The sequence below is a fragment of the Desulfobacterales bacterium genome, assembly GCA_034520365.1.
Classification (GTDB): Bacteria; Desulfobacterota; Desulfobacteria; order Desulfobacterales; family Desulfosalsimonadaceae; genus M55B175.
Map to the genome: position 1 here is coordinate 1 of JAXHNP010000008.1, position 20,723 is coordinate 20,723.

At 52.1% G+C, this 20,723-nt stretch carries 20 protein-coding genes and 3 tRNA genes; 11 read left to right on the top strand and 12 right to left on the bottom strand.

Annotation, left to right across the window (positions count from 1 at the left end; all coding sequences use genetic code 11):
- Positions 1-10 precede the first annotated feature (10 nt).
- The 6 genes from U5L07_18810 to alaC form a co-directional block, all read right to left on the bottom strand.
- A tRNA-Met gene (locus tag U5L07_18810) sits at positions 11-87 on the bottom strand.
- A 61-nt stretch (positions 88-148) separates the two neighbouring features.
- The gene (locus U5L07_18815) at positions 149-466 is read right to left on the bottom strand and encodes a DUF167 domain-containing protein (GenBank protein MDZ7833800.1); all 318 of its coding nucleotides are present in this window, start codon (positions 464-466) and stop codon (positions 149-151) included.
- 262 nt (positions 467-728) lie between these two features.
- Positions 729-1,679, bottom strand: a complete 951-nt coding sequence (gene rfaE1 / locus U5L07_18820; protein MDZ7833801.1) for a D-glycero-beta-D-manno-heptose-7-phosphate kinase — start codon at positions 1,677-1,679, stop codon at positions 729-731.
- Entirely contained in the window at positions 1,679-2,284 is a 606-nt protein-coding gene (gene thrH / locus U5L07_18825) for a bifunctional phosphoserine phosphatase/homoserine phosphotransferase ThrH (GenBank protein MDZ7833802.1), read from the bottom strand. Before thrH ends, rfaE1 begins: the two co-directional genes overlap by 1 nt.
- 140 nt (positions 2,285-2,424) lie before the next feature.
- Complete coding sequence (locus U5L07_18830) at positions 2,425-3,744, bottom strand: homoserine dehydrogenase (GenBank protein ID MDZ7833803.1); 1,320 nt, start codon at positions 3,742-3,744, stop codon at positions 2,425-2,427.
- Between the two features lies 1 nt (position 3,745).
- Positions 3,746-4,912 (bottom strand): alanine transaminase, encoded by a 1,167-nt coding sequence (gene alaC / locus U5L07_18835; GenBank protein MDZ7833804.1) that lies wholly within the window; start codon positions 4,910-4,912, stop codon positions 3,746-3,748.
- 164 nt (positions 4,913-5,076) lie between these two features.
- Here alaC and purM point away from each other — a divergent pair, with 164 nt between their 5' ends.
- Entirely contained in the window at positions 5,077-6,150 is a 1,074-nt protein-coding gene (gene purM, locus U5L07_18840; GenBank protein MDZ7833805.1) for a phosphoribosylformylglycinamidine cyclo-ligase, read from the top strand.
- Between the two features lie 446 nt (positions 6,151-6,596).
- Positions 6,597-7,604, top strand: coding sequence for a tRNA (adenosine(37)-N6)-threonylcarbamoyltransferase complex transferase subunit TsaD (tsaD, locus tag U5L07_18845; protein ID MDZ7833806.1), 1,008 nt, complete (start codon positions 6,597-6,599; stop codon positions 7,602-7,604).
- Here tsaD and mltG read toward each other — a convergent pair.
- Complete coding sequence (gene mltG / locus U5L07_18850; GenBank protein ID MDZ7833807.1) at positions 7,584-8,600, bottom strand: endolytic transglycosylase MltG; 1,017 nt, start codon at positions 8,598-8,600, stop codon at positions 7,584-7,586. The genes tsaD and mltG overlap by 21 nt on opposite strands.
- Before the next feature lie 295 nt (positions 8,601-8,895).
- On the opposite strand from mltG, the gene U5L07_18855 reads away from it, so the two are divergent.
- Together U5L07_18855 and hemW are read left to right on the top strand one after the other, a co-directional pair.
- Positions 8,896-10,062 carry a radical SAM protein gene (locus U5L07_18855; protein ID MDZ7833808.1) on the top strand — a complete coding sequence of 389 codons (1,167 nt, stop codon included), beginning with the start codon at positions 8,896-8,898 and terminating at the stop codon, positions 10,060-10,062.
- 29 nt (positions 10,063-10,091) lie between these two features.
- On the top strand, positions 10,092-11,222 hold the full coding sequence (hemW, locus tag U5L07_18860; protein ID MDZ7833809.1) for a radical SAM family heme chaperone HemW: 1,131 nt from the start codon (positions 10,092-10,094) through the stop codon (positions 11,220-11,222).
- 69 nt (positions 11,223-11,291) lie between these two features.
- Here the strand turns inward: hemW and U5L07_18865 are convergent, their stop codons facing one another.
- From U5L07_18865 to U5L07_18875, 3 genes are read right to left on the bottom strand one after another with little or no spacing between them, the layout of a single operon-like run.
- A complete protein-coding gene (locus U5L07_18865; GenBank protein MDZ7833810.1) occupies positions 11,292-12,404 on the bottom strand; it encodes a DUF2333 family protein in 1,113 nt (370 codons plus the stop codon).
- Positions 12,405-12,458: 54 nt separating this feature from the next.
- Positions 12,459-14,399: a selenocysteine-specific translation elongation factor gene (gene selB / locus U5L07_18870; GenBank protein MDZ7833811.1), complete on the bottom strand. Its 1,941-nt coding sequence runs from the start codon at positions 14,397-14,399 to the stop codon at positions 12,459-12,461.
- 21 nt (positions 14,400-14,420) lie between these two features.
- Positions 14,421-14,591 (bottom strand): hypothetical protein, encoded by a 171-nt coding sequence (locus tag U5L07_18875; GenBank protein ID MDZ7833812.1) that lies wholly within the window; start codon positions 14,589-14,591, stop codon positions 14,421-14,423.
- A gap of 163 nt (positions 14,592-14,754) precedes the next feature.
- On the opposite strand from U5L07_18875, the gene U5L07_18880 reads away from it, so the two are divergent.
- The 6 genes from U5L07_18880 (at position 14,755) to U5L07_18905 (ending at position 17,231) form a co-directional block, all read left to right on the top strand.
- Positions 14,755-14,830 (top strand) — tRNA-His (locus U5L07_18880).
- A 12-nt stretch (positions 14,831-14,842) separates the two neighbouring features.
- A tRNA-Arg gene (locus tag U5L07_18885) sits at positions 14,843-14,919 on the top strand.
- Between the two features lie 86 nt (positions 14,920-15,005).
- Positions 15,006-15,848, top strand: a complete 843-nt coding sequence (locus tag U5L07_18890; protein MDZ7833813.1) for a M48 family metallopeptidase — start codon at positions 15,006-15,008, stop codon at positions 15,846-15,848.
- Between the two features lie 6 nt (positions 15,849-15,854).
- The gene (locus tag U5L07_18895; GenBank protein ID MDZ7833814.1) at positions 15,855-16,058 is read left to right on the top strand and encodes an HU family DNA-binding protein; all 204 of its coding nucleotides are present in this window, start codon (positions 15,855-15,857) and stop codon (positions 16,056-16,058) included.
- Positions 16,059-16,292: 234 nt separating this feature from the next.
- Positions 16,293-16,637, top strand: a complete 345-nt coding sequence (locus tag U5L07_18900; protein ID MDZ7833815.1) for a phenylpyruvate tautomerase MIF-related protein — start codon at positions 16,293-16,295, stop codon at positions 16,635-16,637.
- A 15-nt stretch (positions 16,638-16,652) separates the two neighbouring features.
- Entirely contained in the window at positions 16,653-17,231 is a 579-nt protein-coding gene (locus tag U5L07_18905) for an NUDIX hydrolase (GenBank protein MDZ7833816.1), read from the top strand.
- Positions 17,232-17,348: 117 nt separating this feature from the next.
- Here U5L07_18905 and U5L07_18910 read toward each other — a convergent pair whose 3' ends face one another.
- A complete protein-coding gene (locus U5L07_18910; protein ID MDZ7833817.1) occupies positions 17,349-18,452 on the bottom strand; it encodes a hypothetical protein in 1,104 nt (367 codons plus the stop codon).
- A 340-nt stretch (positions 18,453-18,792) separates the two neighbouring features.
- Between U5L07_18910 and U5L07_18915 the strand changes: the two genes are divergently transcribed.
- Entirely contained in the window at positions 18,793-20,094 is a 1,302-nt protein-coding gene (locus U5L07_18915; GenBank protein ID MDZ7833818.1) for a helix-turn-helix domain-containing protein, read from the top strand.
- Here U5L07_18915 and U5L07_18920 read toward each other — a convergent pair.
- Entirely contained in the window at positions 20,091-20,294 is a 204-nt protein-coding gene (locus U5L07_18920) for a hypothetical protein (GenBank protein MDZ7833819.1), read from the bottom strand. The two genes, U5L07_18915 and U5L07_18920, sit on opposite strands and share 4 nt — an antisense overlap.
- Positions 20,295-20,723 lie beyond the last annotated feature (429 nt).

Below are 20,723 nucleotides of genomic sequence, written 5' to 3' on the forward strand. Positions count from 1 at the left end.
TAATTTTTTTTGGTAGCGGGGACAGGATTCGAACCTGTGACCTTCGGGTTATGAGCCCGACGAGCTACCTGACTGCTCCACCCCGCATCAACTAAAAACATATTAATAACTTGTATTTTGGTTGGTGTCAACCCCCTTTTATTCAATCTTATTTAATCAGGCGGGTTATTTTTTCAATCAGCTGTTTTTCTTGTTTATTTTTTGAAGTTTCGCTTGTGTAGGGGATGAAAACCTGCTTGCTGCGGCTGGTCTGGCCCGAGACGATTTCAAGGCTTGATTTGGGCAGGGACAGCTCTTTGGCCAGGAATTTAAGGCACATCTGGTTGGCCTTATTGTCTGTCGGCGGGGCGGTGATGCGGATTTTCAGGGCATCGTTGTAAAGGCCGGCGATGGCATTTTTGGCGGATTTGGGCTGCACGTAAAGGTGTAAGAGGATGCCGTTTGGCTTTTTGGTAATGGGGAGCATAGTTTGTTAGTTTTCTGGATGGTAAAAATCCTAAATATCGGTCTGTTAGAGCTTAGCCGGTCGTTACGGTGGCCGACCCTACGACGGTTTGGCACCAAGCAATCCCCTTGTAGAAGGGCGGGCCACCGTGCCCGCCTTGATATAGGTCGGCACGGTGGCCGACCCTACCAAATCCCGGCATAATACCCTTAGCCTACAGGTCACTGTGCCTGACCCCAAAATTATATAGAATAAATTTATCCTAACCATTCAATCGGTTCTCTTATAAATTCTCTTCCAGTTCTGCCAAGGAGACCGTAGCTGTGCCGATCTTGCCCACCACGATGCCGGCAGCGGTATTGGCAAGGGATGCGCTCTCAGCCAGGGTCAGACCGGAGGCAATCCCCAATCCCATCATGGCGACCACCGTGTCGCCGGCGCCGGAGACATCAAACACCTGTTTGGCTTTGGCTTTGATCCAATAAGGAGCTTGGTTTTTTTGGATCAGCACCATACCCTCTTTGCCGCAGGTAATGAGCAGGGCTTCCGGCTGCGCCTGATCCATCAATCGTCTGCCCGCGCGCATCAGCGTCTCGTCATCCGTGATGTCGATGCCTGCGGCCAGACCGGCTTCCTTTTTATTGGGGGTCAGCAGGGTAACGCCCGTGTACTTGGTAAACACCATCCCTTTGGGATCTGCAATAACCGGTTTCTGATGATGTTGGGCTATGGCGGCGATCGACTCCATTAGATGATCGGTGATCAGGCCTTTGCCGTAATCTGAAACAATAACCGCATCCGCGGATGGGATTTTTTCTTCCAGCCGGCTGTATATGGGATTGAAGTAGTGCTGGTGAAGCGGCGAGTGGTCTTCCCGGTCAATGCGAAGCATTTGCTGGTTGGCGCCAATAATCCGGGTTTTTCGAACCGTCGGCCGGCCGCCGTCCTGAATGACGCCGGCGACATCAATGTTTAACCGTTTGAGGTGTTCGAGCAGCAGGTGCCCCCACTGATCGGAACCGGCAATGCCTATGATTGATACCTGCGCCCCGAGTTCAACCAGATTGTTCACCACATTGCCCGCTCCGCCCAGGGTATAGCTTTCCCTTTGGATATTGACAACCGGCACCGGTGCCTCGGGCGAGATTCTGTCCACTTCGCCCCACAGGTATTCATCCACCATCAGATCGCCAATAACCAAAACAGAGATGTTTGAAAAGTCGGGCAGGCGCATCAGGCGGCAGTGGCTTCCTTGATAAGGGTTTTCAGACCGTCATAGGTTTGGGTAAAGGGAATTTTCGGAAATTCCTCTGTGACATTTTCCGGCGGCCGGAATAAAAAAGCGGCGTCGGCCTCTTTCAACATGCTGATATCATTGTAGGAATCCCCAAAGGCCACAACGCTGAAATTGAGGCTTTTTAAGGCCAGGGTGGTTTTTCGTTTCCCGTCGTTCTGCCGGAGTTTATACCCGATGACCCGGCCGTCATCAGATACAGTGAGCGAATTGCAGAACAGGGTGGGCCAGTTGAGTTTTTTCATCAGGGGGCCGGCAAATTCCACAAATGTATCTGACACGATGATAATCTGATACCGCTCGCGGATCCACTCCAGAAACTCAAAAGCGCCCTCAAGGGGCTCCATCTCCCGGATGACGGCCTGGATGTCCGGAAGCTTCAGGTTATGCTCGGCCATCACGGAAAGGCGTTTTCCCATTAATACGTCGTAGTCGGAGATATCCCGGGTGGTCAGCTTCAATTCTTCAATACCGGTTTTTTGGGCCACATTGATCCATATTTCAGGGACAAACACCCCTTCAAGGTCTGAGCAGAGTATATGCATATCGTCTCACATTTCTGGCAAAAAGGTTCTTTTGTAACTTAACTCCCAATGTCATCAACTTAGATTTTTTTTACCCTCATCCCAACCCTCTCCCAGCGGGAGAAGGAGATAAATGGAAACTTTAAGTTAATGACATTGACTTAACTCTGATTTTCTTCGATCCGGATAAGCACCGGCTGATCAGTGATCACATCCAGGGCCGAAATTTTGGCCAAAGCAGCTTTAACCTGGGCTTCCCGGGCCGAATGGGTCAGCATAAATATCGGCACCCCGCCGTTTAGTTCCTGTTCGATCTGGTGAACCGACTTGATGCTGATTTCGTGCTCACCCAGGATGCCGGATATTTTTGATAATACCCCGGGCCGATCCATGGCGGAGAACCGGAAGTAATAGTGGGTGGATATCTCGTCGATGGGTCGCACCGCGATGTTTCTGATGTTCTCCATTTGAAAGGAGAGCATGGGCACCCGGATGCCGCCCCCGGTCTGAAGGGTGCGGGCAATATCCACGATATCGCTCAGTACCGCATTGGCGGTGGGCATCATGCCCGCGCCGTGGCCGTAGAGCATCATTTTGCCCACCGCATCGCCTGAAATGGTGACCGCATTGAGCGTGCCGTCCACTTTGGAGAGCGGATTGCTGTCCGGAATCATGGTGGGATGGACGCGCACCTCAACCGCTTCCTTGGCACTGTCGAACTTGGTGATGGCCAAAAGCTTGATTTTATATCCGCACTGGTCGGCAAATTCGATATCCAGGGGGGTAATTCCGGAAATGCCTTCCACATAGATATCTTCAAAGTTAAACGCCATCCCGTAGGTCATGGCCGAAATGATCGCCAGTTTATGGGCCGTGTCAATGCCGTCCACATCAAGGCCCGGGTCGGCCTCCGCATACCCGCGGGCCTGGGCTTCGGCCAGGGCATCGGCAAACGAGGAGCCCTCCGCGGTGATCTTTGAGAGGATATAATTGCTGGTGCCGTTTAAAATGCCGCCAATGGATTCGATTCGGTCGCCGACCAGGCTTTCCCGAAGGGTTTTGATAATCGGCATGCAACCGCCCACGCTCGGCTCAAAGGCAACATTTATCCCGGCTGCGGTGGCCCTGCGGCATATCTCCACGCCCTTTTCCGCCAGAAGGGCCTTGTTGGCCGTAACCACATGCTTGCCGCTGTCAATGGCCGCATAGATCAGCTCAAGCGCAATCTCCTTGCCGCCGATCATTTCCAGAACGATATCGACCTTTGGATCATTGATCACATCATAGGCATTGGTGGTGAGTACGCCTTCGCCAAATTTCACGCCCCTGTCGGTTTCAATGTCTAAATCCGCTGCGCGCTGGATATGCAGGATAGCGCCCAGCCGCTTGGTGATCAGGGCCTGGTTTTTTGTTAAGAGCCGGGCCGCGCCGGTGCCGACCGTGCCCAGCCCCAATATTCCGATGCCGAACGTTTGTGCCATATTAAAGGATCTTTTTGATGCCGCGGATGGCCTGGTTGATCCGCATGCTGTTTTCAATCAGGGAAAAGCGGACATAATCGTCCCCGTATTCGCCGAATCCGATGCCCGGCGACACGGCCACTTTGGCTTCCCGGATGAGTAGTTTTGAGAATTCAAGAGAGCCCATCTGTCGATACTGCTCCGGAATTTTTCCCCACACGAACATGGTGGCCTTGGGGGAGGGGATATCCCAGCCGATCCGTTCCAGCCCCCGGATGAGGGTATCCCGTCGCTCCCTGTAGGTGTCAACGATTTCCGAAACACAGTCCTGCGGGCCGTTTAAAGCAATAATGGCCGCAATCTGGATCGGCTGGAACATGCCGTAGTCCAGATAGCTCTTGATCCGGCGCAGCGCATGAACGGCCACGGGGTTGCCCACGCAGAATCCGACACGCCAGCCGGGCATATTGTAACTCTTGGACAGGGAAAAGAATTCCACGCCCACGTCCTTGGCCCCTTTGGCCTGCAGAAAGCTCGGGGGCTTATATCCGTCAAAGGCGAGATCCGCATACGCAAGGTCATGGATAACCAGGGTGTCGTGCTCTTTGGCATAATCGACAATTTTCTGAAAAAAATCAAGATCCACAGTTTCCGTCGTCGGGTTGTGCGGATAGCTGATAATCAATACCTTGGGTTTGGGCCAGGTCTGTTTGGTGGCATTGATGAGGTTCTCAAAGAAATCGCTCTCCGGCCCCACCGGGATGCCGCGCACATCAGCACCGGCAATAATCGCCGAATATGGATGAATCGGATAGGTGGGGTTCGGCGCAAAAACCACATCCCCGGGGCCCGTTGTTACCAGCATCAGGTGTGATATCCCCTCTTTGGCCCCGATGGTGGCGATGGTTTCGCTCTCCGGATCAACGTCCACGTCATATCGCCGCTTGTACCAGTCGGAAATGGCCATTCGGAGTTTTTTGATGCCCATTGACGCTGAATATCGATGGTTATGGGGCTTCTGTACCGCTTCGATCAGCTTGTCGACAATATGCTGCGGGGTGCCTTGATCGGGATTACCCATGCCCAGGTCAACAATATCCTCCCCGGCATGACGGGCTTCCATTTTGGTTTCGTTGACCGCTGCAAATACATAGGGCGGCAGCCGGTCCAGCCTTGCGAATTTTTTCATTTTTAACCTCTTGCGTGATCTCCGGATATGATAATAGGTTTGATTTGGAGTTAATTACACTAGTGACCGGGTGATGTCAAAAATTTTGTTTTGACATTTCCTGTGGTTCGGGCTATTAATCTCTATTTTTCCGGTAATTATAAACCAAGAAACGGCAAGGTCAAATGAGTAATTCGGATAAATCCTTAACATACGCGGACGCTGGTGTGGATATTGACAAAGCCAGCGATTTTGTGCGGGCCATCAAGAAAATCGCCGCAAAAACCCCCCGTACCGGTGTTATGGGTGAAATCGGCGGTTTCGGGGGGATGTATTCCCTTAACACCGGGGGCATGGAAAATCCCGTGCTGGTCAGTTCCACGGACGGGGTGGGGACCAAGCTAAAGATCGCCTTTATGATGGAAAAGCACGATACCGTTGGCATTGACCTGGTCGCCATGTGCGTCAATGACGTGGCAGTGCAGGGCGCCCGGCCGCTTTTTTTTCTGGATTATCTGTCTATGGGGGAATTGCGGTCAAAGGTGGCTGAGCAGATTATCGAGGGCATCGCCGAAGGCTGCCGCGAGGCCCAGTGTGCTCTGATTGCCGGGGAAACCGCCGAGATGCCGGGATTCTATAATAAGAACGAGTATGATCTGGCCGGGTTTTCCGTGGGGATTGTGGATAACGACAAAATTGTGGATGGTTCGGAAATCCGGGTCGGCCACAAGCTGGTGGGCATTTCCTCCTCAGGGCTTCACAGTAACGGCTATTCTCTGGTCCGAAAGATCTGTTTTGACATACTGAATCTAAATGTCACCGATTATATTGAAGAGCTGGGCAGGCCGCTTGGCGAGGCGCTGCTTGAGCCCACCAGGATTTATACCGATATTATCCGCCGACTGTGCAAAGATCTGCCGGTTCACGGGCTGGCCCATATCACCGGCGGCGGAATCGTGGAAAATGTGATAAGAATTGTTCCCGCCGCCTGCGGGGTTGAAATTTTTCACGGCTCCTGGGAGGTGCCGCCCATTTTCACCTACCTGCAGAAAGCCGGCAATGTCGCAGATGAGGAAATGTGGCGGACCTTTAACAACGGCATCGGTCTGATCGCCATTGTTCCGGAAGATGCGGCCCAGGATGTGGTGGAGCGGGTCGCCGGCATGAATGAAAAGGCATACATCATCGGCCGGATCGTCCGTCAGCCAAAGAATTCGGCAAGTCGTATTCAATGGGTAAAGCACAATGAAGAGTGCTAAGGGGCCCATTCTAAGAATTAAAACCGCCTGCAAAAAGTTCCTTGAATGGATCGCAAAGGGGCAGGCCGCATCCAATACTTGCCGGACGTGAGGCATATCCGCAGCGCGCCCGTCGGGTAAGCGGAAAAAACGGCGATAATCAGCATATCATATACAGCTCATGAGTTCAGCCGGAACGTAAGCAATCGAATGCTTTTGTCCGGCTTTTTTTATGGAAGCGGTTTATGCTGCCGCAGCGGGATTTTTGCAGAAAGTAACAGGCTTTATAAAACCTTTTCCTTATTTTTCCTTTGGAAAAGGGTCGGCTTGGGGGGATTTATAACGTGCCATGATGAAAAATCCCCATAAATCCCCCTTTCAAAAGGGGGACTTAAAGGAATCGGCCCTATTTAGTAGTTTTGCCAGGACGGTAAGTTGCCTAAGGGATTAAGATTAAGACGGTCACAATGAAAATACTGGGCATTGAAACCTCATGTGATGAAACCGCGGCAGCCGTGGTTGAAAACGGGGACCGGGTGCTATCCTCGGTGGTGGCTTCCCAGGTCTCGGTGCATAATCCCTATGGCGGGGTAGTGCCGGAGCTGGCCTCAAGAAAGCATATCGAAGCCATCGTGCCGGTGGTCCGGGAGGCCCTTGAAAGAGCCGGGGTCGATGAAGACCGCGTGGATGCCGTGGCCGTCACCCGGGGGCCGGGGCTGGTGGGTGCGCTACTTGTGGGGTTTAATTTTGCCAAAGCCTTTGCCTATGCCCGGGGCATCCCCTGGGTCGGGGTCAATCACCTGGAAGCCCATATTTATTCGGTGTTTTTGGGTGCGCAAGCGCCTGCGTTTCCCTATGTAGCGCTTCTGGCCTCCGGCGGACATACCAGCATCTATCACGTATCATCCCATCAACATATGCGCTGCCTGGGGCAGACATTGGATGATGCTGCAGGCGAGGCGTTTGATAAAGTGGCCAAAATGCTCGGGCTGGGCTATCCCGGCGGCAGGGTCATATCCGAGCTGGCCGACCGCGGGACACCCGGCAACATCCAATTCCCCCGGGCCTATATGGATAAGGATGCATCTGATTTCAGCTTCAGCGGCATTAAAACCGCGGTAAACCGCTTTATCCAGACGCATCCGGAAACCTGTCGCGAGCTAATTCCGGATATTGCCGCAGAATTTCAGGCAGCGGTCATCGAGGTGCTGGTCTACAAGCTCATGCATGCGGCTGAGCAAACCGGCTGTGTGAATATCGCGCTTGTCGGGGGCGTGGCGGCCAATAAAAAGCTTCGGGAAGCGCTGGAAGTAGCGGCGGATGCGGCCGGCCGCCGCCTGTTTATGCCGGAAATAGACTTGTGCGGGGATAATGCCGCCATGATCGCCGGACTTGGCTTTCATCTGGTTGGCAGCGAGAAAATTACGCCCGAGGCTTTGGCCCTGGATGTTTACTCAAGGGCGGCCAGAAGATAGCTGATATTTTCTGACCGCTTGATTATGCTCTTTTAAAGTTTCTGAAAAATAATGGGTGCGGTCCGGTTTGGCCACAAAATATAAATAATCCGTATCTGCCGGATAAATCGCGGCCCGGATCGATGCCCTGCCGGGGTTTGCTATGGGGCCCGGCGGCAAGCCCCTTATTTGATAGGTGTTATATGGGGTTGGCTTTTTCAAATCCGCCCGGGTCAGGTTGCCGTCAAAGTCCTGGATGCCGTAGATCACCGTGGGATCGCTCTCCAAGCGCATGTTCCTGTCCAGCCGGTTGTGGAAAACCGAAGCGATAATGGGGCGTTCATCCGCAACCCCGGTTTCTTTTTCGATAATCGAGGCAAGCGTTATCACTTCGTGTACGGAAAAGCCGGTTTCCTCGGCCCGTTTCCGCCATTCGGCCGGAAAATTCGTCCGCAGCTCCGCGACCATGGCTTTAATAATCTTTTCAGGCGTAGCGGTCTGCGCAAATGCATATGTCTCCGGGAAAAGATAGCCTTCAACCGTATCCGCGGGCAGGCCTAAGCGCCGGCTCAATGCCGGGCTGGTGGCTGCGGCCAGGAAGGTCTCAAAATCCGCCAGGCCGGCAGATGCCAGTTTGCTGCCCACCTGCCGGACATTAAACCCCTCCGGGATCGTTACGTGGTAGAGAATTACCTGGCCCCGGGCTAAGGCATCAAGGAGCTCAAGCGGCGTCATTTGGTTTGACAGCCGGTATTGGCCGGCCTGAATTTTTCGCTCAGCTCCCTTCCATCGGGCGATAAGTTTAAATTTAAGGGGAGCCTTAACAAGGCCTTTGTCTTGCAGTTTTTCTGTGATGCGGTCAAAATTATCGCCGGGCGATATGGTAAACGAGGCCATAGCCGGCTTGTTTTTTTTTATGGGCGCGTGCATGTACCGGTAAAGGTCAAATGCCGCGTAGGCAAAGACCAGCGCAGCCAGTAAAAGCATTGCGCATGAGCCGATGATGATTTTTTTCATAAGCGCTTTTGAAATCTCCGTATCCAGCTTTTTTTGAAACTCCCGATTTATGTGTTACTTTTTCTTTTTACAGTATTTTTATTTCGTTTTTCAATTGGCATTTGATGGACTCGTTAAAAGTCGATTCTGGGACGGCAAAGAAAAAAGTTCAAGATCGCGGCGCGCAAATCCCGAGGAATGCAGCGTACTGACGCGTACGTGAAATTCCGAGGGATGCAGCGCAACAAAGATATTGGACTTTTTGCGAAGCCGTCAATTTTAAAAATTTTATCGGATTCACAGGGAGTGTCTACGAATGAGTAAAAAAGCAAAAAAAACAGAAGAATACAAGGGCTTCGAGCAGGGCCCGATTCGGCCGCCGAGCGAGGCCTACAGCCTTTTGATCCGGGTGACCCGCAACTGCCCCTGGAATAAATGCAAGTTCTGTCCGGTCTACAAAGGCGAAAAGTTTTCCCTGCGGCCGACTGAGCATATCTTAAAGGATATTGATACGGTTTACGAGCATATTCAGGCGCTAAAGCAGATGAGCGACGGTTCCGGCCGGATTTCCCGGGATGATATTGATGCCTATAATGCCAAATTGCCGGCGGGTCAGCGGCAGGCCTTTATGGCGGCCTTAAACTGGTATGCGGCCGGCATGGAATCCGTATTTTTACAGGATGCAAACACCCTGATCATCAAGCCGCAAAATATGATTGAGATCTTGCAGCATTTAAAAGAGCGGTTTCCGGCGATCATTCGGATCACATCATATGCCAGGTCCCATACCGTGACCCGGATAAAGGATGAAGAATTAAAGGAGATGCGAAATGCCGGCTTAAACCGAATCCATATCGGCCTGGAATCCGGTTCGGACGAGGTTCTGGACATGGTCAGAAAAGGCACTACCAAGGAAAAGCATATCAAGGCCGGGCAAAAGGTTGTTCGGGCGGGCATCGAGTTGTCCGAATACATCATGCCGGGCTTAGGGGGAAGGGCGCTTTCCCGGACCCATGCCCTGGAAACCGCGGATGCCTTAAATCAGATCAATCCGGATTTTATAAGGATTCGGACCCTGGCCATTCCCGGCAGTGTGCCTTTGGCTGAAGACTATGAATCCGGCCGGTTTGAAAAACTGACCGATTATGAGACGATTCAGGAACTGCTGCTCCTTTTGGAAAACCTGGATGGTATTCAGAGCAAGATCAGAAGTGATCATATTCTGAATCTTTTCCAGGAAATGGAGGGCAAGCTCCCGGAGGACAAGCCCGCCATGATGGAGACCCTGCGCACGTTTCTCAATATGCCGCCGCACCAGCGGATGCTTTATCAGGTGGGCCGGCGCCTGGGCCTGTTCTCCCGGTTAAGCGATCTGGACAATGCCGGGCTTTGCCGGCAGGCGGAGGATACCTGCCGCCAGTACGGGATCACCCCGGACAATGCGGATGCCGTGATCAGCGATCTGATGAAGCGCTTCATCTGATGGCGGGGGATAAAAATAGCGGTTCAAATTTGCCCGGCATTTACGTGCACGTGCCGTTCTGCCGGCGCAAGTGTCCGTACTGCGATTTTTATTCTGTTACAGAAACCGATTGGCTGCCCGCCTGGCTTAACGCCCTTTGCTCGGAAATCCGATCGGTGCCCAAACCCGAAGGTCCCTATGATACGGTCTATATCGGCGGCGGAACCCCGTCTTTGCTTGATGACCGCCAGATTCGGCATCTGATTGAAACCCTGTTCAATTGTTTTGATATTTCAAGAGACGCTGAAATCACCATGGAGGTCAATCCGGGCACGGTTTCAGCGGATTTGCTCAAACATTATCGCGCAGCCGCGATAAACCGGATAAATATCGGCGTGCAGTCCTTTGATGACGAAAATTTAGGATTCTTGGGCCGCATCCATTCCGGCGCGCAATCCGTTGAAGTTCTGCGTAAAGCCCGGAAAGCGGGTTATGAGAATATCGGCCTGGATTTAATCTACGGACTGCCCGGCCAGACAATTGAAGGCTGGCACAGGGAGCTGTCATCTGCCCTGGATTTTTCTCCGGCCCATCTTTCCTGCTATCTCTTAACCTATCCAACCGGCACGCCCATGGCCGAAGCTCTGAAACAGAACCGATTTGCGCCTCTGTCAGAAGCGGCCTGCGGCGAGCTTTTCCTTGTCACCCATGATTTTCTTCTGGGGCAAGGCTATGATCATTATGAGATTTCAAATTATGCCATAAAAACAGATAAAAGATCCCGGCATAACCAGAAGTATTGGCGCCACATACCTTACATCGGTCTCGGGCCGGCCGCGCACAGCTACCTGGATCATCGGCGGTACTGGAATATCGCCTCGGTTAAAGATTACGTGGCAGGCATAAACTCCGGCGGTCTGGCAATTGAAGAAAGCGAGGACCTGACCCCGGCGCAGGAAATGATGGAGGTGATTTTTCTGGGGCTGCGGCAGGCCGAAGGCATTTCTCTGGAATCGTTTGAAACCCGGTTTGCCGTGGATTTTCAGATCAAGTTTCAGGAGGTGTTGACCCGTTGTCAGGAAGCGGGGTATTTGGCGGTGGCGGACGGCCGGTGTGCGCTGACCCGGCAGGGGCTCTTATACGCGGACAGCATCGCCGCCGCTTTAATCCAATGGATTTAACAAACCCTACACCCTATACCCTATACCCTATACCCTACACCTTATACCTTACACCCTATACCTTATATCCTACGTCGACAACGTCTTTACCATAAGTCCCAAATAATAGCGCGCATGGCTGATATGGGCGGCCATATTGGCCCGGTGGTTGGCCAGAATGCCGTTTAGACTCGCCTCGGTCACCATGAGCCAGGGTTTCAGTTCGGCCGCATGATGGGCGGATTCAACGGCATGGCGCATGATACCCTTGGCATTTCGGGTTTCAAGCAATCCGGCAAACTCCTTATCCACCGCATGCAGAATGGTGGTCATGGCCATGGCCACCCCTTTGGCATAATAAAAATAATTGTCCGCCTGAAACGTGCTGACCGGTTCTCCGTTGTCCTCTTTCTGTTTAACGAGGTTTTCGTCGCAGCTGCCCAGGAGATCCTCCAGTGTCTGGAGCAGCGGAATCAGGCTGTCAGAGCGGGTGTAGAAGACGGCTTCGTTTCGGATCAACTGTTTTTTGTATGTTTTCAGGTTGTCAATGGCTTTGTTGTATTCCGCCTCCGCCGAGGGCATCCAGTAGCTCTCCGAAGAAATCATAAAGATATTCATCGCATCTTCAAGAAGTGGGTTTAAGGCCGATGCGCTGCCGGCCCGGGATATTTTCTCGGTGAGCGCAACAGTGGCGCGGCGGGTGACTTCAAGGACCCCCCTCTGGATTTCATTGACATTGTCCGTGATATTGATGATGTCATTCGGCCGCCAGCCCCAGAACCGTTCATTGACCTCGTAATTGATGGGCTCGATCAGGGAATCGACAAAAAACGCTCCTGTGGTTTCATATTCTTTGCCGGTTTTTCCATGTGTCGTTTCGGCAGATTTTTCCATATCATGGGTTTCGGGACCCGGAGAGGCTTCGTCGCCCGATGCATGGGTACCGGAGGCCTCCCCGGCAGCGGCGGCGTTTTCTTCTCCTTGATTCGCTGCTTCGGAAGATAATTGGCCGCCATGATTTTGTGAAGAGACACTTGTGCCCGCAGTGTTCCGGGCCCTGGATAAATCCAGCGCATTGATGATCCAGGTGATTCCCCATAAAACGGCTACAGCAATGGCAATGGCGCCGACGATGCGGAGCCAGGCGAATTTTTTAAATTCTGCATCCTGTATTTCAGTTTTGCCGCTGTTTGTTGCACTCACGATGTTCTCTCCTTTGAGTTGGTCCCGGCCCTGACCGGCGCATGGTTAGCTGCCCTATGCACCTTTTCCGGCTGAGACGGGATCTGCGGATTTTCGCAGTTTGCGGTTATCCCCCACGCGTATGGTAATATTGGCGGAATCCAAATACTCAAGCAACGGGATAGTGTATTTTCTCGAAGTTGCGGTCATCTCCTTGAATTCCGGGGTGCTGATCTCGCCGTTTGATTTCAGGTATGCCACCAGCCGGGTCTTTAGCTCATTGATGGCATCTGCGTGAAAAAAAAGCTCTTCTTTGGCCTTGACCACTTTTCCCTCATTGACCAGAAGCATGAGGATGTTTTTGGCGGTTTCCGGGCGGATGTTCAACTGGCTGACCAGATCCTTGAAAACCGGGGGCTGCAGCCCCTCCCGCTTTAAAATATCAAGAATCTTTTCCTGAAGATCGGATTCATCCGCCGCCAGCCGCACCTCATGATCAGGCAGCCGGATGTTGCTTTCTGTTTGACAGATGGCATTGCTCTGCGCCATCCGATGGATGAGCTGGTTGAATAGTTTATGGCTCATCACCGGCGGGAATTTGGATTTCAGCTCACCTTTCGGCATGCCGGCCTTTAAGGGGTGTTTGGCATGGTACTCGCCAAGGCGCCGGATCACTTCATTTTTAAAATGGTCCAGCGTGTTTTTGTGAATATAGCGCTTGGGGTCTTTATCCGTCTGAATGATGCTCTGTTTTGAGAGAAGAGACTGTAGCGTGTTCTCAAGCTGATTGGCCGAAAGATTGGTCATGAGGATAAGATCCATGATGGACAGCTCGCTGTAGCCGGCCGCGTGTACATGAAAATCAATAAGCGTTTCCGGGTCTTCGGTCATCAGGGTCTGCAAACGCTCAACCATATCTTTCCGAAACCGTTTGTGCTTTTTGGGGATGGGGTTCAAAATCGGGCCGCCGCCCAGGGTGCGGACCGGTGAATAGCTGCGCACCACATAGCGGTCATCGCGCACACAGGCCACCGGACTGTCCAGCCGCAGCTGCACAATGGCATCTTCTCCGGGAATAAGCTCTTCGCGGTCCAGCAGTATGATATTGCATGAAATTTCATTGGTGCCGGTGTGGAATCGGACCTGCTCCCGGTTTTTGATCGGCCGCTCATTGCTTTCCAGATAATGGAAAAAAACATCCAGCATGTAGCTTGGGCGCAGGGTATCCGGCCGTGCCACGACATCGCCGCGATTGACCGTTGCCTTTTCAATTCCCTGGAAGTTGATGGCGGTTCGCATGCCGGCCTCCGCCTCACCGACCGACTGGTCGTGGACCTGCAGGCCCCTCACTTTGGTCTTAATGCCCGAGGGATATATCATTACCGTCTCCCCGGTTTGTATTTTGCCGGAGATGAGGGTACCGGTGATCACCGTGCCGAATCCCTTAATGGTGAATACCCGGTCTGCGGGCAGGCGGAAAAGGCTGGTGGGCTCCCGGTCCGGTATCTGGCTGCAGTATTCGTCCAAAGTTTTAAGAAACTGGTCCGTGCCCTCTTTGCTTATGGCGGAAACCGGTACAATCGGCGCGTTTTCCAGGAAGGTCTCCTGGGTGAATTCTTTTACATCCTCGGTCACCAGTTCCAGCCATTCCTCATCCACCATGTCGATTTTGGTCAGGGCCACAAAACCATATTCTACGCCCAGCAAATGGCAGATTTCAAGGTGCTCGCGGGTCTGGGGCATAACCCCTTCATCTGCGGCAATTATCATGGCCACCACGTCAATCCCCGATGCGCCGGCCACCATATTTTTAACAAATTTTTCATGGCCGGGCACATCCACCACGCCGACATGGATGCCGCTGGGCAGGTCAATGGCGGCAAATCCCAGTTCAATGGTAATGCCGCGCTGCTTTTCTTCCTTCAGCCGGTCGGTGTCAATGCCGCTGACCGCTTTGATCAGACTTGTTTTGCCGTGGTCGATATGGCCGGCGGTGCCCAGAATAATTTGTTTCAAATCGGTTGCCACCCGCTGATATTAGGATTTTTTCTTTCTGAAGAACTCAAGCACGTAGGCCAGCCCCACCAGGATGATGGCCAGCCCGATCATGGCCGGAGCGCCTGCTTCAGGCCGGAAAATTCTGGTCAGGATGACAGCAAAAATTCCCCCTAAGGCCGCACGCATAATAAATATCTGAAGCTGGTTCATGGAATCCCCGCAATTTATTAGTATTTAAATAAAAATATTTAATAAAAATGGCGGATAAGGTCAATAACAAGTTTTGCGGGCGGATGCAGGCATCATCCATGAAATAGGCTTGAAAAATTCCTTGAAATGGTCATAATACTTTGTTAGATAAAATAATTTTATGGTGAGTGTAGCTCAGTTGGCAGAGCACCAGGTTGTGGCCCTGGTGGCCGTGGGTTCAAGTCCCATCACTCACCCCATTTAACCAACAAGCGCCCGTAGCTCAGCTGGATAGAGCGCCGGACTTCGAATCCGTAGGTCGCAGGTTCGAATCCTGCCGGGCGTGCCATATATAACCTTTTGATATAAATAGGGGTGGATCAGGTAACGCTGGTCTGCCCTTTTTATTTGACAGAATCTTACAAAGGCTCAAATATGAAACGTCTTCTCTGGGTTGCCGCTATTTGCTTTCTTGTTTCCGCTGGCTGCGAGGATATCGACCTGCGGCTTGCCACAGAAGCCGGGATAGACGTGGTCAAGGCGATAACCCTCTCAGATAAAGAGGTGATGCAGCTGGCAGAAAAAGCAGCCGTACAAATAGATCAGAAAAATCAGATCGCCCCGCCGGAAAGCAAGTATACAAAGCGGCTTAACCGCTTGGTCGGCGAGCATCGGCAGGAGGACGGCTACACCTTTGAATATAAGGTATACCTCTCCCCGACCGTCAATGCCTTTGCCCTGGGCAACGGCAGCATCCGAATCTACAGCGGGCTGATGGATATGATGGACGACAGCGAGTTGCGATTTGTCATCGGCCATGAGATGGGGCATGTAGTTGAGAAGCACATCAAAAAAAAGATGGAACTGGCACTTGCATCCAGTGCCCTTCGCAAGGGGATTGCCTCCCAGCAAAACATTGTCGGGGACCTGGCCCGCTCAGCACTTGGCAGCTTTATAAACGCTTTTTTAAACGCTCAGTTTTCCCAGGAAGAGGAAAAGGCGGCGGACGCCTATGCGCTGAAATTCATGAAACGGGAGGGCTACGATCAAAAGGGGGCGATTTCTGCGCTGGAGAAACTGGCGACCCTGGGAAGCAATCATACTTTTCTGTCCAGCCATCCGGCGCCCGGAAAAAGAGCCGAGCGGATGAAAATGGGGATTCATTCGCCTGAAAAACTTGCGGAAAAAGGATTGATGGAAAAAGCCTGGTCGATACTTCAATCAATTATCAAATGGGCGATAGAGATTGTTGGTAAAATCATCTCGTATTTTATTTAACAGCTTATTGTCGGCCTTCATATGATAACGGCAAAAAAATATAAAGGCTACCCCGGCCGCAATCCCAAAACCTGGGAAATAGTAAGGGTTAAACCCAAAAAACTGCCGTTCTTCAAGTGCGGCGGGGATCTTAACGAGAGGATCAATAAGAAATCATATATTCAGATTGAAAACACCTCACAGCCAAGGAGCCCTCACTATAGACATTGACATTTTATCGATTTCTTTGGGATTTGACCAGTGCTATATCATCAAGGGCGAAAGCGCCGTCATGGTGGACGGCGGCCAGCCCAAAAGAATAAAGACCTTGGGAAGGCATCCTTTAGAGCAAAAGGCGCAGAGTGGCGATAGCCGGACGCCGGTAGGCGAGCACAGGGTTGTCACAAGAAACTACAGGAGCAATTATCATTTATTGTAAGCGATTGAGATTTGAAAGGGGAAATTATGCCGTATTTTAAAATCGAGACCAACCGGGAAGTTGATGAAGTGGGGCGGGAAGCCTTTATTCCGGAGGCCGCCCGCTTTGCCGCCCGGCTTTTGACAAAGCCGGAGGAAAGTGTGATGGTATCGCTGGTATCATGCGCCGCCATGCGGTTTCAGGCCAATGAGAATCCAACCGCCTATGTTGAGTTCAAAAGTATCGGGCTTGAGCGGGAGCAGTGTCCGGAATATGCCAAAGCCATCTGCGAATATCTGGAGTCCTCGCTGGGCATTGCCCCGCAGCGGATCTATATCGAATTTGCGGATATCGACCCAAAAATGTTCGGCTGGGACAAATCCACTTTCTGATGAGGCGGCTGCGGCATGAAAATCAGCTCTTTTGAAAAACTCACGGATTGCCGGCATTTAAACCTATACGCCATTGCCTACCAGGACCGGGCGGAAAACGATCGCACCTGGTATATTGCGTCGCGCAATGATCCGCCCAAAATTATCAGCGGCCGGTTTGAAATGCCGGATGCCGTCGTCATCGTGGCGAAGCACAGGGAGGACGCCAAACTGGTTGTTGTGAGGGAATTCCGTGTGCCGCTGGGCGGATACCAGTACGGGTTTCCGGCGGGCCTGGTTGATTCCGGGGAGACGCTGGAAAGTGCCTGCGCCCGGGAGTTGTATGAGGAGACGGGCCTGACGGTTGATCGAATGATCAAGTCGAGTCCGCCGGTCTATTCCACATCCGGCATGACCGATGAGTCCGTGTCCATGGTATATGTTGAATGCAGCGGTGACATTTCCAATGCCGGCAATTCAAGCTCAGAGGACATCCATCCCTTTCTGGTCTCCCCGGATGAGGCGCTGGCCTTGTGCCGGGCGCCGAAGCATATGATGGATGTTAAGACCTGGCTGGTGCTTCAGACGTTTGGTGAAACCGGGCGCGTTTTCTGAGTAATGCCCCCACCCAATCCCTCCCCCAAATAAATTTGGGAGAGGGGTTAAAGACCATATTGCCCAGCGTGGGCGCCGGGCGGAAAGCCGGAAGGGATGCATCTTTCGAGAATGAGTTTATGTCTGGTTTTTCCGGCTGATAAGCGCCAGTGTCTCCACGTGATGGGTTTTTGGGAAAAAATCATAGGGAATGATCCGGTCAATGCCATATCCTGCATTTTCCAGTGCCGTAAGGTCCCGATTTAAGGTGCCGGCACTGCAGGAGAGGTAGGCGAGTTTATCCGGCCGGCATACTGACCCTATCCATTCACGGGTTTTTTGTTCAAGGCCGGTGCGCGGCGGGTTGGCAAATATATAGCGTTTGTTATGCGCCTCATTTATTGCTTCGGTTAACTGGGGCAGGCGGTGTTTGCAGGTCCCCCGGTAAATAACGGCCGCCGGCGCATTGTATACCGCGCATTCAATACTTTCCCCGCTTAACTCGACACCGAGCACACGGCTTGACTTTTCTGACCAGCGGGAGAGGCTTGCGCCGATGCCGGAATAAAGATCAAAAATGAGGTCTTTGCGTGTTGGGGTAAAAAAAGCTTCCGCCGCACACAGGGCCTGGGCGAAAAGGCCGGGAATCAGCTGCTGAAAAGCCGTGGGGCCGTAAAGAACGCCATTATTATCCACGGATCGCGGCGTTCCCCATACCAGATCCCACCCGTTCTTGGCAAAAACGCGCCTGCCTGCGGATGGATGGCGGTGAATCCAGAGCCCTTCAACGCCGATTTTTTTTAATTGATCGATTAGATCCGGCAGAAGCCATTGCATAGCGGGCATCTCCCTGGTTTTCAGCACAAGCGTGATCTGGGCCCCGGACTGTGCATAATAGGCCATGGGAAATTCTGATGCCTGGGGCAGGGCAGGGGCCAGGCAGGCCATGGCATTTCTAACCCGGGGGCTGTGCACCGGGCAGTCAGGGATGGGGATCACCTCATCGTGATGAAGCAGGCCGATATGCCACTGCTCATTTTCCCAGCGGGCTGACAGGCAGACCTTGTCCCGATAGCCCAGGTCCTCTCCTGCCGGCACCGCCTGTATCGACTGGATACAGTCCGTCCACCCGGCAAGTTTTTGCATTAGCCATAGCTGTTTCTGCTCCCTGCTTTGCCGTGCGGTTAAATGCCGGTGGCCGCATCCCGGGCAGTTGTCCGGACAGGCGGGGCTGCTATGCATAATGTTTTTCCCCGTCTTAATCTTACTCTTAATCTTACTCTTACTCCTGGCGTTTCAAAATCCGCTTTTAAATTGACGGGTTTTTGCTAAGCCGATACTATTTACCTAAATTGTATATCATTGCGGATAGTTTCTTTACAACTCAATGCCATTAACTTAAGAGCGAAAATCGGCTCGGTTGTCATTTTGAGCGGCAGCGAGAAATCTTGTCATTGCATGATTTTTTTAAGATTTCTCGTCACTGTCGTTCCTCGAAATGACAGGGGCGGAATGTTAAAGTGAGTGACATTGGTTTACAACTTGAGTTGTCTGGATTTCAAATTCCGAAAGGAAAACAGCCATGAGCGCGGACCGAATGCGGATTTCCACCGGCGTGAGCGAACTCGACCCTTTGCTCGGCGGGCTTTTGATCGGGGATAATGTGGTATGGTACGATGATGCGGGGAGTCTGGCCGCGGTTTTCACGCTTAATTTTATCCAATCCGCCGAAGCCCAGCACAAGCCGTTTATTTACGTGAGTTTTGACCGCTCCCCCCGAAATCTGATCGAAAAGCTGGGGCCGCTGGCCGACAATCCGCATCTGGCGATTCTGGACTGCTTTACCTATGGCAAGGGCAAGGGCGCGGATGTATTTCAAAGCTTTTATGAAGGCCGGGAAGCGCCGGGCTGTCAGTTAATCCCGGTGGAAGCCCCGCATGATCCGGAAGAGGTGATGGCGCACTTTCACCGGATTCGCTCGCAGGCTGAGGCGGATGTCCGGTTTGTTTTTGAGAGCCTCACCGGCATGCAGGAGCTATGGGCAGGGGAGGAGCAGATCAGCCGGTTTTATACCCATACCTGCCCGAGATTGTATGAGTTAAACACCATCGGCTTCTGGATTATTGAAAAGGATGCGCATTCCAAGCGGCTGAAGGCCTCTATCAATCAGATCGCGCAGGTGGCCATTGAGTTGTCCTTAAAGCGCGGCAAAACTTCGCTTTCCGTATTAAAGGCGGAAAACCGGGAAATTGATGCGGTCAACACCCCCCATTACTATTGGACCAAGGGCTTGAGCATCACATTCAGCCCGGAGAAGCAGCGGGCAGCCGCGCAGGTTGATATTGGCGCCCGGGTACGCGATCTCCGAAGCAAACGAGGGATATCCCAATCGGAGCTGGGAAAGCTTGTGGGGGTGACACCGAGCAACATCTCTCAGGTGGAAAGCAATCAGATTTATCCCTCGATCACTGCGCTTATGAAAATGGCGGAAATCCTTTCCGTGGAGGTTGGCGCTTTTTTTCAGGATAAGGCGGGGGAGGACAATGCCTGTGTATTTCAGGGAGCCGCTGCCACCGAGGTTCAGCTGCCGGATATGCCCAAGGATGCGCTTATCGTCAAACAGCTCACGCCCTTGGATTCGGGTGCCCGGGTTGAGGCGTATTTAATTGAGGTCCTGCCCGGAAAACTTCTGCCCGCCCATTTTTTTGTCCACAAGGGAGAAGAGTTCGGTTACCTGTTAAACGGAAAGCTTGAAGTCGCGTTCGGCGCCGCCAAAAGCTTCATGCGGGCGGGTGATATCATCCATTTGACAACCCGGATGCCCTCCCAGTGGCAAAATACGGGGACCGGTTCGGCCAAAGTGCTGTGGCTGAAGCTTTCTTAAACGGCCTCGGCAATGCTGAAGGTGATGGATTTGCCGTTTAGCCCCTCGATTTCCAGATAGGCCGTATCACCGGTCACCAATTCTTCCCGGATTAGCTCCAGGAAGCTTGAAAGTCCGGTTTTCCCATCTTCTGCGGCCACATCAGCGCTTGCTTTGATTGCATAATCATTGTCGATAAATGACATTTTGATCCGGTTCATTTCTTGGCCTCCTGTTTGTTAAGTATAGCTAATAATTTTTAATAAAATTAACATATAATTAATATTATCAAAAAGTTAGCTTTAATTAAAATATAACAAAAAAATGGCGGAGGTCAAGGCTTTTTTAAAAAAATTTTTTTAAGGAACTCGACAATATATCCTGTTATTCTATCTGTTAACGCAGTTGTCATTCCGAGGAACGCCAGTGACGAGGAATCTTTTTAAAAGATTTCTCGCTGTCGCTCGAAATGACAGTATGAACAGATTTTCAGGGCCTTTTTGAGTTACTTTATGCAAAAATGCCGCGGCGGCGGAATAGATCGCTTTTTGAGAATAAAAGACATCGGGGAAGGCTGAAGCCTTCCCTTTTTAAATGAGTCGGACCGAGGGGGCGAGGAGAAATTGGGCAATCATGCGTGCGGAACCGGA

What these genes read in the sequence shown, in the direction of transcription:
- U5L07_18830 (MDZ7833803.1), bottom strand. Translation starts at nt 3,744, where the DNA reads ATGGCACAAACGTTCGGCATCGGAATATTGGGGCTGGGCACGGTCGGC.
- U5L07_18815 (MDZ7833800.1), bottom strand. Translation starts at nt 466, where the DNA reads ATGCTCCCCATTACCAAAAAGCCAAACGGCATCCTCTTACACCTTTAC.
- alaC (MDZ7833804.1), bottom strand. Translation starts at nt 4,912, where the DNA reads ATGAAAAAATTCGCAAGGCTGGACCGGCTGCCGCCCTATGTATTTGCA.
- U5L07_18920 (MDZ7833819.1), bottom strand. Translation starts at nt 20,294, where the DNA reads ATGAACCGGATCAAAATGTCATTTATCGACAATGATTATGCAATCAAA.
- U5L07_18910 (MDZ7833817.1), bottom strand. Translation starts at nt 18,452, where the DNA reads ATGCATAGCAGCCCCGCCTGTCCGGACAACTGCCCGGGATGCGGCCAC.
- tsaD (MDZ7833806.1), top strand. Translation starts at nt 6,597, where the DNA reads ATGAAAATACTGGGCATTGAAACCTCATGTGATGAAACCGCGGCAGCC.
- U5L07_18855 (MDZ7833808.1), top strand. Translation starts at nt 8,896, where the DNA reads ATGAGTAAAAAAGCAAAAAAAACAGAAGAATACAAGGGCTTCGAGCAG.
- purM (MDZ7833805.1), top strand. Translation starts at nt 5,077, where the DNA reads ATGAGTAATTCGGATAAATCCTTAACATACGCGGACGCTGGTGTGGAT.
- mltG (MDZ7833807.1), bottom strand. Translation starts at nt 8,600, where the DNA reads ATGAAAAAAATCATCATCGGCTCATGCGCAATGCTTTTACTGGCTGCG.
- U5L07_18905 (MDZ7833816.1), top strand. Translation starts at nt 16,653, where the DNA reads ATGAAAATCAGCTCTTTTGAAAAACTCACGGATTGCCGGCATTTAAAC.
- U5L07_18890 (MDZ7833813.1), top strand. Translation starts at nt 15,006, where the DNA reads ATGAAACGTCTTCTCTGGGTTGCCGCTATTTGCTTTCTTGTTTCCGCT.
- thrH (MDZ7833802.1), bottom strand. Translation starts at nt 2,284, where the DNA reads ATGCATATACTCTGCTCAGACCTTGAAGGGGTGTTTGTCCCTGAAATA.
- U5L07_18875 (MDZ7833812.1), bottom strand. Translation starts at nt 14,591, where the DNA reads ATGAACCAGCTTCAGATATTTATTATGCGTGCGGCCTTAGGGGGAATT.
- rfaE1 (MDZ7833801.1), bottom strand. Translation starts at nt 1,679, where the DNA reads ATGCGCCTGCCCGACTTTTCAAACATCTCTGTTTTGGTTATTGGCGAT.
- U5L07_18900 (MDZ7833815.1), top strand. Translation starts at nt 16,293, where the DNA reads ATGCCGTATTTTAAAATCGAGACCAACCGGGAAGTTGATGAAGTGGGG.
- U5L07_18915 (MDZ7833818.1), top strand. Translation starts at nt 18,793, where the DNA reads ATGAGCGCGGACCGAATGCGGATTTCCACCGGCGTGAGCGAACTCGAC.